The following is a 12,954-nucleotide window of genomic DNA, read 5'->3' as shown; positions in this document are numbered from 1 at the left end:
GGCTGCTGGCGCGGACCGGTGCCTGCTGCAGCCTAGTGCTTGTCCTGGCGGGCGATGTAGATCTCCTTGACCAGCAGGAGAATGGCGGCGGCTGTGGGAATGGCTATCAGTGCGCCCAGGATGCCGAGCAGGCTGCCGCCGGCAATCACTGAAATAACGGCCACCGCCCCAGGGACAGCCACCGCCTTCTGCATGATGCGGGGGGAGATGAAGTACGCCTCGAACTGAAGGTAGGCGAAGTAGCATACCGCGTAGATGGCGGCCGTCTGCCAGCCCTCCGTCAGCGATACGAGGAGCACCACTACCGCCGCAATCAGGCCGCCCACCAGGGGGATGAACGCCAGCAGCGCCACCACGAAGGCGAGCAGGACGGCGAATGGAATGCCCAGGATGGACATCACCACAAAGGCGAAAGTGGCATTCAGCAATGCCACGCACGCCTGGCCGATGACGTAGTTTCCAACAGAGCGCGTGATTTCCTCAGAGAGCGCCTCCACGCGCGGCCGGCGGGACCGGGGTGCCAGGCGGTAGCCCCACTTCTTCATCGCGGGCAGGGCCGCGAGGAAGTACAGGCTCAGCACGAGGACGATCAGGGTGCCGAAAAGCCCGTTGGCCACCGTTGACCCGAACCCCACCACCCCGCCGAAGATACCGCTCATGGCCTCCGGATTGTTGACGAATTTATTCAATTCGTCCTCAATCCGGTCCCGGACGCCAAACTGGTCATCGACGCTGCGGAAGAAATCAGAATCAATAAAGTCGCGCACCCAGACCGGTGCCTGTTGGACGATTTCCGTGACCTGCTCCACGATCGTGGGGATCAGCGTGGCGAAGAACCCCACCACCGCCGTCACCAGTACCGATACGGAGATCAGGATGCCCGCGGGGCGCGGAATCTTCCTGCCCTCAAGCCAGCCCACCACCGGATCCAGGCCAAGCGCGATGAAGAGGGCCGCGACAATCCAGAGCAGCAGCTGCGTGGTGTTGGAGCCGATCCAGTAGACCAGCAGGGCCAGGCCCACTCCCACCGTGCCCATAAACCCGAGGTAGAGCGGGTGCTGCGGCGATATCCGCGGCCCCGGCTGGCCAAACTGTGGCGGTGACTGCACCGCTTCGGTGCCGGGGCCCTCATCCTGAGGGGAGTACTCGGGCGGCATTTCAAAACGAAGCCGGGGCTGCGCGCCGGGCAACGGCTGGCGGAGCCTGCGCAGCACGGCCCCGAGGGCAGCTGTCGCCCCTGTCCGCCGGGCGGGAACAGGTTGTTGCGGCCCAGCCTGCTTCCCGGGAACGGCGGGTGGATTGTCCTGTTCCGCGGGGGATTCTTCCGTCTTGTCAGTCACTGCTTCTTGGGGCCTGTTCCGTGCGTGGCGCCGCGGCTGCGGGCCGGTGTGATGATCATCGCAAACACTATCAGCAGCCTTGTCAACAGCAGGGAGTAGTGCTTAAGTCGGGGAGCCAGGGATGGCCGCCGAAAGCCTCCGACTGAGCTATTGGTAACAAAACGGTTACTATTGAACTAAACCCCCGCTGATGATTGGTGTTTCCTTTGCGTTTCAAGACTGCAGTCGCACTTGTGCTGCTCGGCCTCCTGACACTCCTGGCCGGTATCGGCCAGAAGACCATCTGGGCTCCCTCCGAGACCTTCACGGCCTCGGTACCCACAGATTCCGCCGAGGCGCCGCTGACCGTCATTGACCAGAACCTGCGCACGCTTCACGGCGGCACGGTAAAGATCAATATCAAGGGTGACGGCAACTTCATCCTTGCTGCCGGCCGTCCGGACGACATCGACGCGTGGGTTGGCCAGGCTGCCCACAACACCGTTACGGGGGTCGCCGAAGGCAACAAGGCCCTTCAGGTGGAGCACTCCGACGGTGAACCCACGGCCCCCAACCCTGGGGGCTCGGATCTCTGGGTATCCAGCGAAAACGCAAGTGGCGAACTGGACTACTCGTGGACTCCTCCCGCGGACGGTGAATGGTCGCTGCTGCTGGCCTCCGACGGCACCAAGGCCGCTCCGGGCACCGTGTCGATGACGTTCCCGAATGACACCTCGACGCCGTGGGCCATCCCGCTGATGGTTATTGGCGGACTGCTGATCCTTGCCGGCATTGCTCTGGCTGTCCTTTCTGCCCGCACTCGGAACGGCGACGGCACGGGGCAGGGAAGCGTGTTCGCCAAGCGGGCAAACGCTAAGACGGAGGCCCGGTCCTCGGCCCGCCTGGGCATGGTGAGCGCGGGCATGGTCACTGCTGCCGTCACTGCTGCCGTGGTGGCCGGAACTGGCGTGGCTGCAAACGCAACCACAACTCCTGCCCCCTCCACGGAGCCCACGGCTTCCGCCGCCGGCGAAGGCGCTGCTGCCCAGTCCTCGCCCGTCCTTCTTGACGCGCAGTTCCGGCGCATCCTGGAGCAGGTTTCCAGTGCCGCCGACGCCGGCGACGCAGCCAAGGACGCGGGTAAGCTGGCCGACCGCGTGGGCGGAACCGAACTGGAAGTCCGGACGCAGAACTACAAGATCCGCTCCCAGGTGGGCTCCTACGAGGCACGGATGCCTGTCCGCTCCACGAAGCTGCTCACCACCGTTGTCACCAGCGAGCGGGACTGGCCGCGCCAGGTCCTGGCTGTCACCCAGGGCGATGGCAACGTGGTGCCCCAACTGCTGACCCTGGTTCAGTCATCGCCGCGCGAGAACTACAAGCTCGTAAAAACCACTCCGCTGCAGCCGGGCACCACGTTCCCGTCCATCGGAAGGGACGGAACGGAAACGCTGGCGGCCAGTGACAAGACCGGCCTCCTCTACAGCGGTGAGGAGGCCCTCGCAGGCCTGGCTGACCGCCTCACGTCCGCGGACTCCACCTTCAAGGACAAGCTGGTGGAAGGGGAGTCCTCGCCGTACATCGCCGACACCCTTTCCTACCAGGCCGAAGTGGTCAAGTCCGGCGAGAACGGCAACTTCACCTTCACCCACAAGGTGGTGCCGGAAAGCACCGTGGTGTTCCGCACGGCCGACGGCGGCGCGCTGGTCCTGGGCCGCCTGAATTTCGCGTTCGACGGCACTCCCAAGGCGTCCGGAGACAAGCTCACCATCGGTGACGATGCTGCGGCGCTCGCCGGGGGCAAGGAAACCACTACCGGCATGGTGCTGAACTTCGCCGAGTCGATGGCGCTCTATGTCCCGCCCGCGGGCTCAACGGACCCCATCAAGCTCGTCGCCGCCACCCGCGGACTGGTCGGAGCAAGCTTCAAGTAAGCGGCAGCGGGCGTACAAGCCTCCTGTGTATTGCACCCGGCAGCGGCCGGAGTGGCTAGAGTGGAAAGCATGAGTTCGCCAGCTTCCCGCCCAGTCCCTCCAGCCGCTGCCAGCCTGCTTAACCTGCGAGGCGCCGTCGACCTTTCCGCTCTGAAACAGCGACAGGCGCCACCTGCCAGCCCCGGCACCCCTCCTGGCAACGCGCCAGGCAATCCGCCCGTTCCAGGCGATTCCGCCGGAACCTCCGAGGCGGGCCCGGGTCCGTTGCGGGTCAACGTTACCGAAGGCAACTTCCAGGAGCTTGTGGAACTCTCGGCCAAAGTGCCGGTCGTCTTCGCTTTGTGGGCCGCCTACTCACCTGAATCCGCCGGGATGCTGGACACGCTCGAACGGGTGGTCAACAGCTATGGCGGCCGCCTGGTGCTGGGCGCCGCGGACATCGACGCCTTCCCCCAGCTGGCTCAGGCCTTCCAGGTGCAGGCCGTGCCCACCGCGGTTGCAGTGCTCAAGGGCCAGCCGGTTCCGCTCTTCCAGGGAGGTGCGGACGAGGCACAGGTGCAGGCCCTGCTCGATGAACTGTTGAAAGTCGCGGCGGCCAACGGCGTCACCGGAAGCCTGGGCAACGGAACGCCAGCCGAAACCGAACCGGCGCCGCTTCCTCCGCTGCACCAGGCCGCATACGACGCCATCGAGGAGGGCGATTACAACGCCGCGGCCGCCGCTTACCGCCAGGCGCTGCTGGAGATGCCTGCCGACGCCGAAGCCAAGGCTGGCCTGGCGCAGGTGGAGCTGATGGCAAGGCTTCAGTCCCTGTCCGCCCAGGAGACCGAGGCGCTGCGGACCCTGGCAGCCGAGGAGCCGGACAACCTTGACGCCCAGCTCGGCGTTGCGGACCTCGACGTGGCCGGCGGCCATGTGGAAGACGGCCTCAACCGCGTGGTCAGCTTCATCGGCAGGAACTTCGGCCCGGAACGGGAAACGGCCCGTGTCCGCCTCCTGGAACTTTTCGACGTCGTGGGCAGCTCCGACGAGCGCGTGGCGAAGGCCCGGCAGAGCCTGGCACGCGTGCTGTTCTAGTGCCGGCACTCTTCCGGCCGCTGAAGCTGCGCTCACTGGAGCTGACGCACCGCGGCTGGGTGTCACCCATGTGCCAGTACAGCTGCGGACCCGACGGCGCCCCTGGCGTGCCCAACGACTGGCACCTGATGCATCTGGGCTCTTTCGCGGCCGGCGGCGCCGCCCTCATCCTCTCGGAGGCGGCGGCCGTTAGTGCCGAGGGGCGCATCAGCCCGCGGGACGCCGGACTGTATAACGACGAACAGGCTGAGGCGTGGGAACGGATCACGTCTTTTGTGCACCGCCACGGGGCCGCAGAGGCGAAGATCGGCGCCCAGCTCGCGCACGCCGGGCGTAAGGCCTCCACGTATTGGCCGTTTTCGGGCCGGCGCGGCAGCGTCCCGGAGTCCGACGGCGGCTGGGCCACGGTGGGCCCGTCGCCGTCGGCCTTCGACGGCTATGCCGAACCTGCCGAGATGGGCGAGGAACAGATCCAGGGGGTGGTCAGCGACTTCGCCGCTGCCGCCGTGAGGGCCGTCGACGCCGGCTTTGACACCCTCGAGCTGCACGGCGCGCACGGCTACCTCCTGCACCAGTTCCAGAGCCCGCTGACCAACCTGCGGACTGATTCGTGGGGCGGGGACGAAGCCGGACGGAACCGCCTGACGCTCGCCGTGATCGACGCCGTGCGTGACGTCATGCCGGAGTCCATGCCCCTGCTGCTCAGAATCTCCGCCACCGACTGGGCGGAGGGCGGCATCGGCATCGAGGCCTCCATCCGCCTGGCCGCGCAGGCCCACGAACATGGCGTGGACCTCATCGATGTCTCCAGCGGGGGAGCAGTGGCGCACCAGGAGATCCAGCCGGGTCCCGGCTACCAGACCGGCTTCTCAGCACGGATCCGGCGCGAAACAGGTGTCCCCACCGGCACCGTAGGCCTCCTGACCTCGCCTGGCCAGGCCGAGCACGCTGTTGCCACCGGCCAGGCCGATGGCGTTTTCATCGCCCGTGCGGCGCTGCGGGACCCGCACTGGTGGCTGCGTGCAGCCTTCGAACTGGGCCACGACCTTGCCTGGGCACCGCAGTATGAACGTGCCGTGCCACGGCGTTCGTTCTAGGCACCCCTACTCCTTTGCCCCTACTCCTGCGGGAGGACCCGTCAGGCGGGACCGTAGGGCTACTCTGGCATTATGACTGCTCCGCATCCTGATCCCTCGGTGCACGCCGGCCCCGTTCCTGCCCTGTCCATCCGCGGGCTCGCCAAGCGCTTCGGCGGGAAAATCGCCGTCGACGGCATCAGCCTCGACGTCCCGGCCGGCTCATTTTTTGGCATTGTAGGCCCCAACGGCGCCGGGAAGACCACCACCCTGTCGATGGCCACCGGCCTGCTGCGGCCCGACTTCGGTACTGCGGTGGTCCATGGCGTGGATGTCTGGGCCAGGCCGCTGGAGGCCAAGAAGCTGATGGGGATCCTCCCGGACGGGGTGCGCCTCTTTGACCGGCTCACCGGCGAGCAGCTGGTCACCTATGCCGGGCTGCTTCGCGGCATGGAGAAGGACGTCCTGGCTGCCCGGGTAGGGGAGCTGTTGTCGGCCCTGGACCTCAGCCAGGACGCCGGCACGCTGGTGGTGGACTACTCGGCCGGCATGACGAAGAAGATCGCCCTCGCCTCGGCCCTGATCCACGCGCCGCGGCTGCTGGTGCTGGACGAGCCCTTCGAATCCGTGGACCCCGTCTCGGCGTCAAACATCCGCGCCATCCTGGACCGCTACGTCGCCTCCGGCGGGACGGTCATCGTCTCAAGCCATGTCATGGACCTGGTCCAGCGCATGTGCGACCACGTTGCCGTCGTTGCCGCCGGGCGGCTGCTCGCGGCCGGGACGGTGGACGAGGTCCGGGCCGGCGCGTCCCTGGAGGAGAGGTTCGTCCAGCTGGTGGGCGGACGCAACCACACGGAAGGCCTGGAATGGTTGCGCACCTTCTAAGGCTGAAGCTGACCCTGCTCCGCAACGGCCTCCGGCGCAGTCCCTGGCAGCTGGTGGGCATGGCCTTCGGCGGGCTGTACGCGCTGGGGCTGGTGGGCTCACTGGTCGTGGCCCTAATCCTCTTGCGCCGCGCTGACCCGGAACTGGCCCAGACTGTAGTGGTGCTCGGCGGTTCGGCGGCCCTCCTGGGCTGGGGCATCATCCCCGTGGCCGCCGCCGCTGCAGACATGACGCTGGATCCCGCGCGTTTCACCACCTCCGCGATTCCCATGCGGCAGCTCCTGACCGGGCTGGCCCTTGGCGGGCTGATCGGCATTCCCGGCGTCGCCACTGCCCTCGTGGCGCTCGCCACCGTATGGACGTGGGCCCGGGGCCCCCTTCCGGCCGTTGCCGCACTGGTCGGTGCCGGCGTCGGCGTCCTGAGCTGTGTGGTCCTGTCCAAGGTGGTGACCACTGCGACCGCCAGCCTCGCGTCCTCGCGCCGCTTCAAAGATGTCAGCGCCATCGTCTTTATGATCCCGCTGGTCCTCATGGGTCCGATCGTGGCAGGGGTGAGCAGGGGTGTCTCCGCCTCCTCAGGCTTCCTGCCGGAGTTGGCGGCCACACTCTCCTGGACGCCGCTGGGGGCGGCCTGGTCCCTTGGCGGCGAGATTGCCGCCGGAGCCCCCGTGGCGGCGACAGCCAAGTTCCTGGTCGCGGTGGCCACGCTCGGCGGCCTCGCCTGGTGCTGGAAGCTGCTGCTGGAGCGGGCCCTGGTCAATCCGCCGTATTCCGGAAGCGGAAGCCGGAAAGGCGGAAAACTGGGACTCCTCGGCCTGCTGCCGCCCACCCCTGCCGGTGCCGTAACGGCGAGGGCGCTGACCTACTGGCTGCGGGACCCCCGCTACTCAGGTTCGCTCGTAGTGGTTCCGCTGCTGCCCATCCTGCTGGTGTTCCAAGGAAGCCAGAGCGGTGACTACGCCACCCTGGCGCTCGCAGCACCCCTGGCGGCGTTCCTGCTGGCCTGGTCCATCTCGGCGGACGTCTCCTACGACAACACGGCTTTCGCCCTGCACCTGGCCACGGGAGTCAAGGGAACCGATGACCGGCTCGGGCGGGCGCTCGCCTGCCTCGCCTTCGCCCTGCCGGTGGTGCTGGTCTTCGCCGTGGGCCAATGCCTCTTCACGGGCAGCTGGGACGCCCTGCCAGGCCAGCTGGGCCTCAGCCTGGGCATCCTGTTCACGGGGCTGGGACTGTCGTCCGTGGTGTCTGCACGCTACACCGTGGCCGTGCCGTTGCCCGGAGACAGCCCGTTCAAGAAGCCCCCGGGCAACGTGGGCCAGACCTTGGCTGTGCAGTTCGCCGGCATGGGAATCCTGAGCCTGCTGGTCTTGCCCGAAGTGGGGCTGTTCATCGCGCACCTGGTCACGGGAAATGCCCTTTTCGGGTGGATCAACCTGGCAGTGGGCGTGATACTGGGACTCTCGCTTTTTGTGGTCGGAGTCCGGCTGGGCGGCAGATGGCTTGACGCCCGCGGGCCGGAATTGTTGGCCCAGCTGACTGTTAACCGCTGAATCCGCAGTACGCCAGAAAGGTGGCCGGTAGTGGAAGTTGTCATCCTCCAAGGCAGCAAGCAAATAGGACAGCTGGCGGCCGATGCCGTCGAAGCGCTGCTCCGGCGCAAACCCGACGCGGTCCTGGGGCTGGCCACAGGGTCCTCCCCCCTTCCCGTCTATGACGAGCTCGCGGCACGGCACGAGCGTGACGGGCTGGACTTCAGCGCGGCGCATGCGTTCGCGCTGGATGAATACGTGGGCCTCGAGCACGGGCACCCGGAATCCTACCGCGAGGTCATCAGGCGCGAGTTCACCGACCGGGTGAACATCCTGCCGGAGAACGTGCACACTCCTGACGGTGCCGCAGAGGACCTGCCGGCAGCATGCCGTGCCTACGAGGACCAGATGCGGTCCCTGGGCGGAGTGGACCTGCAGCTCCTGGGAGTCGGCACGGACGGGCACATCGGCTTTAACGAGCCCGGCTCGTCGTTCGCGTCGCGGACCCGGATCAAGAGCCTGATCGAGCAGACCCGCCGGGACAACGCAAGGTTTTTCCCCAGCCTGGCGGAGGTGCCGCACCACGTGGTGACGCAGGGGCTGGGTACCATCCTCGAGGCCCGGCACGTTGTCCTCATCGCCACCGGAGCGCAGAAGGCCCCGACGGTCCGCGACTTTGTCGAGGGACCAGTCTCCGCCATCTGCGCAGCCTCCATCCTGCAGTTCCACCCGCATGCCACCATCCTCCTGGATGAGGCCGCAGCGTCCTCACTGAAACTGGCGGATTTCTACCGGCACACCTATGACAACAAACCCGCCTGGCAGGGGCTGTGAGAGCGAAACGGTCCTCCCGGCGTCGGACGCCACCGTTCCGGAAAGGCTAAGATGGATGCCATGACTAGCATGACGGACCCTCTCGAAAACGACCCGATGCGCGAGCTTTCCGGGGCTGGAACGTCCACGGCCACCATTGAGCGCGAGGAACTGCGCCAGGAAGTGGAGCCCGGAGACCGGGAACGCTTCTCGCACTATGTGCGCAAAGAAAAGATCATGGAATCCGCGCTGACGGGTGAGCCCGTCATTGCCCTCTGTGGCAAAGTGTGGACGCCGGGCCGGGATCCGCAGAAGTTCCCGGTATGTCCCATGTGCAAAGAGGTTTATGAGGGCCTCCGCCCGGGCAACGACGGCGGCAAGGGTCCCGGAGGGGACTCGGGCAACAACAAGTAGTGACGGAGACGCTCTTTGGCGGCCCCACCCTGCCTCCGGCCTATCCGGAACGCGCAGCGTGGGGAACCGCCCCGAAACTCCGTGCCTGGCAACAGGAAGCCCTTGACCTTTACTTCACTACCGGACCCCGGGATTTCCTGGCGGTAGCAACGCCCGGCGCAGGCAAAACCACGTTCGCCCTGCGTGTCGCGTCCATGCTCATCGAATCCGGTGCAGTGAACCGCGTCACCATCGTTGCGCCCACTGACCACCTGAAACGACAGTGGGCAGACGCGGCCGCCAAGGTTGGCATCGCCATCGACCCCAATTTCAAGAACTCCGACGGCCAGCACGGCCGCGGGTTCATCGGTGTGGCAGTCACCTACGCCCAGGTCGCCAGCAAACCCATGCTGCACCGGGCCAAGACGGAGGCCGCCCGCACCCTGGTGATCCTCGATGAGATCCACCACGGCGGCGAGGCCCTGTCCTGGGGCGACGGCCTGCGCGAGGCGTTCGATCCCGCGGCGCGGCGGCTGTCGCTGACAGGTACTCCCTTTCGGTCCGACACTTCGCCCATCCCCTTTGTGGAATATGCCCAGGACCGGGACGGCATCCGGCGCTCCAAAGCGGATTACACGTATGGCTACGGCAACGCACTCCGGGACCATGTGGTGCGCCCCGTGATGTTCATGGCGTACTCCGGCCAGATGCGCTGGCGTACCAGTGCCGGGGAGGAGATGGCCGCCTCGCTTGGCGAAGCCGCGGTCACGAAGGACATCACCTCCCACGCCTGGCGGACGGCGCTGAACCCGGCCGGCGAATGGATTCCGGCCGTCCTTGCCGGCGCGGACAAACGCCTCAGCGAGGTGCGCCGTACAGTCCCGGACGCCGGCGGGCTGGTCATCGCCACAGACCACGAGGATGCCAGGGCCTATGCCGGCCAGCTGAAGCGGATCACCGGCGAGTCACCCACCGTTATTCTTTCCGACGACGCGAAAGCCTCCAGCAAGATCGAGGAATTCACCGCGAGCGAGAAGCGGTGGATGGTTGCCGTCCGGATGGTGTCCGAAGGTGTTGACGTTCCCCGCCTGTCCGTGGGTGTGTACGCGACGTCCACCTCCACGCCGCTGTTCTTCGCCCAGGCCGTTGGCCGCTTTGTGCGTGCCCGGAAACGGGGTGAGACGGCGTCGGTCTTCCTGCCGTCCGTGCCACAGCTGATGGCGCTGGCCAACTCGATGGAAGCCGAACGGGACCACGCACTGGACCGCCCCGAGAAAGAGGACGCCGACGGACTGTTCAATCCCGAGGATTCCCTCATGGCCGAGGCCAACCGGGAGGACAAAGCGTCGGACAGCCTGACCAAGGGCAAGTTCGAGGCACTCGATTCGCAGGCCTCCTTCGACCGTGTCCTGTTCGACGGCGGCGAGTTCGGCACCGGGGGAGAGGTGGGTTCAGAAGACGAGCTGGACTTCCTGGGCATCCCGGGGCTTCTTGACGCGGAGCAGGTGGGAACCCTGCTCCGGCAGCGTCAGCACGACCAGCTAAGCCGCAAGAACCGGCGCTCGCCTGCCGCTGAGCAGGCCCCTGCGGCTCCCTCCGTCCCGGACCACCGGATGCTTATGGACCTGCGCAATGAGCTGGCCAAGAACGTGGCGGCCTGGTCTGCGCGGACAGGAACCCCGCATGGTGTGGTGCACACCAAGCTGCGGACGGTGTGCGGGGGCCCGCCGGTGGCCCAGGCCAACGAGGAACAGCTGCAGTCAAGGCTGCGGAAGCTCCAGGACTGGTTCATCGGCAGGAAATAGCCGTGGCGTGAAGCAGCGGTGACGTTGGAAAGGAGTGGCCCCGGTGCACAGCACTGGGGCCACTCTCGCAGCAACAGGCAATCAGGCGACGTCGACGCCGCCGAGCTCCATCTCGGCAACAGCATCCTCAAGGTCTTCGGCGATGCCCGCGGTGAGGGAGCGGATGACAGTCACGGAGTAGCCCGCCTGGACGGCATCCAGTGAGGTTGCCATCACGCAGTAATCCGTAGCGATCCCCACCACCACGACGTCCTCCACATCGTGGCTTTGCAGCCAGTCATCAAGCCCGATGGCGTCGTCGGCCGCAGCGTACGTTTCGGGATCACCCGCCACAGCGCCAGCGGCAAGGGTTCCGGGTTGGCGGTCCCCGGTGGGTACGGCGTCCTCAGGTGCGAGGAGACCCTCGAAGCCCGAGTACGCTGCCGCGAACTGGCCCTTCTGGAAGTAGGCCTGGATGTATTCGGTGTCCAGGTCCGGATGCAGTTCGGCTCCCCTGGTTCCCGCGATGCAATGCGGTGGCCAGCTGTCCTTGAAATCGGGCGCCTCGGAGAAATGATCACCGGGGTCGATGTGCCAGTCCTGGGTGGCAACGATGTGGTCGAATTCAAGGTGGTGGGCGTCCACATAATCGCTGATGGCTGCGGCTACGTCCGCGCCGCCGGCCACAGCCAGCGAACCGCCTTCACAGAAATCGTTCTGGACGTCCACAATGATCAAGGCGCGTGACATCAGTACTCCTCATAGATGGTTGGGATGGCGGCTTCGCCGCGCTGCAGCCGGTTGACCACTGGTGGAAGCTCAGCCATGGTGTCCGCGTGCCGCTGCCGGGCGCGAAGAACGCCTTCGTGCCCGGTCCAGCCGGGAAGGAGTTCGCCGTTCTTCATGAACTGCTGGAGCAGCGGCCGATCGTTGCCGTCGTCCTCGGGACGGCGTCCGATTCCCACGATCTCCTGGGTGGCGATGCCGTGGTCGTTGAGCTTCCGCAGGGCATACTTCCGCCCGCCCATGCTGGTCTTGTTCTTCGCAGCCTTCGCCACCGGGACGAAGTTCCCGGCGTCGTCGGTCCGGCTGACGAGTTTGTAGACCATGCTCGCGGTGGGTGCACCTGAGCCGGTGACCAACGACGTGCCGACGCCGTACGAATCGACAGGGGCGGACTGCAGGGCAGCGATGGCGAATTCGTCCAGGTCCGAGGTGACCACGATCTTTGTGTCCTCGTTGCCGAGCTCGTCCAGCAGCTGCCTGACCCACTGGGCCTGCGCAACGAGGTCCCCTGAATCGAGCCGCACAGCCCCCAGGCGGGGCCCTGCCAGCTCGACGGCGGCACGGACGGCCGCTTCGACGTCGTACGTATCCACCAGCAGCGACGTTCCCGGCCCGAGCGAGGCGACCTGCGCCTCGAAGGCCTCCCGCTCGGTGTCATGCAGGAGGGTGAAGGAGTGCGCGGCGGTGCCCACTGTCTTGATGCCGTAGCGGATTCCGGCCTCGAGGTTGGAGGTGCTGTCGAACCCGGCGATGACGGCGGCGCGGGCGGCGGCGGCGGCCGATTCCTCGTGCGTTCGGCGGGACCCCATTTCGATGCACGGCCGGTTGCCGGCCGCTGTGATCATCCGGGAGGCAGCGGAAGCGATGGCGCTGTCGTGGTTCAGGACCGAGAGGAGGTAGGTCTCCAGCATGCAGGCTTCGGCGAACGTGGATTCGACGACGAGGATGGGCGACATGGGGAAGTAGGCCTCGCCCTCCGGATAGCCCCAGATGTCCCCGGAGAAGCGGTAGTTCGCCAGGTAGTCCAGCGTGTCCTGGTTGACCACACCGGTCCGGCCGAGGAAATCCAGTTCGGCCTCGCCGAAACGGAAGTTGGCGATGCCCTCCAGGAGCCTGCCCGTGCCCGCCACAATCCCGTAGCGGCGGCCGTCCGGCAGCCGCCGCGCGAAGGCCTCGAAGACTGACCGGCGATGTGCGGCACCGGAGTGGAGCGACGCCTGCAGCATGGTCAGTTCGTAGTGGTCTGTGTAAAAGGACGTGCGGGGACGGTCCCAGCCGGCGGAGGTACTCACGAAAATCACTCTAGTCCCCACCGGCTCCCACGTCTCGCTTCGCTTCCCCGGCGGGCTCCG

At 66.7% G+C, this 12,954-nt stretch carries 11 protein-coding genes; 8 read left to right on the top strand and 3 right to left on the bottom strand.

The features are described 5' to 3' along the window. Positions 1-32: 32 nt before the first annotated feature. Positions 33-1,340, bottom strand: coding sequence for an AI-2E family transporter (locus AU175_RS17200; protein WP_066292435.1), 1,308 nt, complete (start codon positions 1,338-1,340; stop codon positions 33-35). Positions 1,341-1,546: 206 nt separating this feature from the next. Here AU175_RS17200 and AU175_RS17195 point away from each other — a divergent pair, with 206 nt between their 5' ends. From AU175_RS17195 to AU175_RS17160, 8 genes are all read left to right on the top strand, one after another. Beyond that, positions 1,547-3,253, top strand: coding sequence for a hypothetical protein (locus tag AU175_RS17195; RefSeq protein ID WP_442855339.1), 1,707 nt, complete (start codon positions 1,547-1,549; stop codon positions 3,251-3,253). 69 nt (positions 3,254-3,322) lie between these two features. Further along, positions 3,323-4,330: a tetratricopeptide repeat protein gene (locus AU175_RS17190; protein ID WP_066292429.1), complete on the top strand. Its 1,008-nt coding sequence runs from the start codon at positions 3,323-3,325 to the stop codon at positions 4,328-4,330. Next, positions 4,330-5,427 carry an NADH:flavin oxidoreductase/NADH oxidase gene (locus AU175_RS17185; RefSeq protein ID WP_066292426.1) on the top strand — a complete coding sequence of 366 codons (1,098 nt, stop codon included), beginning with the start codon at positions 4,330-4,332 and terminating at the stop codon, positions 5,425-5,427. Before AU175_RS17190 ends, AU175_RS17185 begins: the two co-directional genes overlap by 1 nt. Positions 5,428-5,499: 72 nt before the next feature. Beyond that, positions 5,500-6,294, top strand: a complete 795-nt coding sequence (locus AU175_RS17180; protein WP_066292424.1) for an ABC transporter ATP-binding protein — start codon at positions 5,500-5,502, stop codon at positions 6,292-6,294. Further along, on the top strand, positions 6,276-7,847 hold the full coding sequence (locus AU175_RS17175) for a transporter (RefSeq protein ID WP_066292422.1): 1,572 nt from the start codon (positions 6,276-6,278) through the stop codon (positions 7,845-7,847). The genes AU175_RS17180 and AU175_RS17175 overlap by 19 nt, the downstream gene beginning before the upstream one ends. Before the next feature lie 30 nt (positions 7,848-7,877). After that, positions 7,878-8,660, top strand: coding sequence for a glucosamine-6-phosphate deaminase (nagB, locus tag AU175_RS17170; RefSeq protein WP_066292420.1), 783 nt, complete (start codon positions 7,878-7,880; stop codon positions 8,658-8,660). A gap of 51 nt (positions 8,661-8,711) precedes the next feature. Further along, positions 8,712-9,053 (top strand): DUF3039 domain-containing protein, encoded by a 342-nt coding sequence (locus tag AU175_RS17165; protein WP_066292415.1) that lies wholly within the window; start codon positions 8,712-8,714, stop codon positions 9,051-9,053. After that, on the top strand, positions 9,053-10,837 hold the full coding sequence (locus tag AU175_RS17160; protein WP_066292411.1) for a DEAD/DEAH box helicase: 1,785 nt from the start codon (positions 9,053-9,055) through the stop codon (positions 10,835-10,837). The genes AU175_RS17165 and AU175_RS17160 overlap by 1 nt, the downstream gene beginning before the upstream one ends. An 81-nt stretch (positions 10,838-10,918) precedes the next feature. Here AU175_RS17160 and AU175_RS17155 read toward each other — a convergent pair whose 3' ends face one another. Both AU175_RS17155 and AU175_RS17150 read right to left on the bottom strand, forming a co-directional pair. Beyond that, positions 10,919-11,566 carry an isochorismatase family protein gene (locus AU175_RS17155; protein ID WP_066292405.1) on the bottom strand — a complete coding sequence of 216 codons (648 nt, stop codon included), beginning with the start codon at positions 11,564-11,566 and terminating at the stop codon, positions 10,919-10,921. Beyond that, a complete protein-coding gene (locus AU175_RS17150) occupies positions 11,566-12,894 on the bottom strand; it encodes a nicotinate phosphoribosyltransferase (protein WP_066294382.1) in 1,329 nt (442 codons plus the stop codon). Before AU175_RS17150 ends, AU175_RS17155 begins: the two co-directional genes overlap by 1 nt. Positions 12,895-12,954: the final 60 nt, after the last annotated feature.

Source organism: Arthrobacter sp. B6 (genome assembly GCF_001663775.1).
Lineage (GTDB): Bacteria > Actinomycetota > Actinomycetes > Actinomycetales > Micrococcaceae > Arthrobacter.
The sequence above is the reverse complement of the archived record's forward strand: the minus strand, read 5'-3'. Positions and strand labels throughout refer to the sequence as shown.

Bases quoted from the DNA above. Each gene is read 5' to 3' on its own strand.
- AU175_RS17155 (WP_066292405.1), bottom strand. From the start codon at position 11,566: ATGTCACGCGCCTTGATCATTGTGGACGTCCAGAACGATTTCTGTGAA.
- AU175_RS17180 (WP_066292424.1), top strand. From the start codon at position 5,500: ATGACTGCTCCGCATCCTGATCCCTCGGTGCACGCCGGCCCCGTTCCT.
- AU175_RS17190 (WP_066292429.1), top strand. From the start codon at position 3,323: ATGAGTTCGCCAGCTTCCCGCCCAGTCCCTCCAGCCGCTGCCAGCCTG.
- AU175_RS17175 (WP_066292422.1), top strand. From the start codon at position 6,276: ATGGTTGCGCACCTTCTAAGGCTGAAGCTGACCCTGCTCCGCAACGGC.
- AU175_RS17165 (WP_066292415.1), top strand. From the start codon at position 8,712: ATGGATGCCATGACTAGCATGACGGACCCTCTCGAAAACGACCCGATG.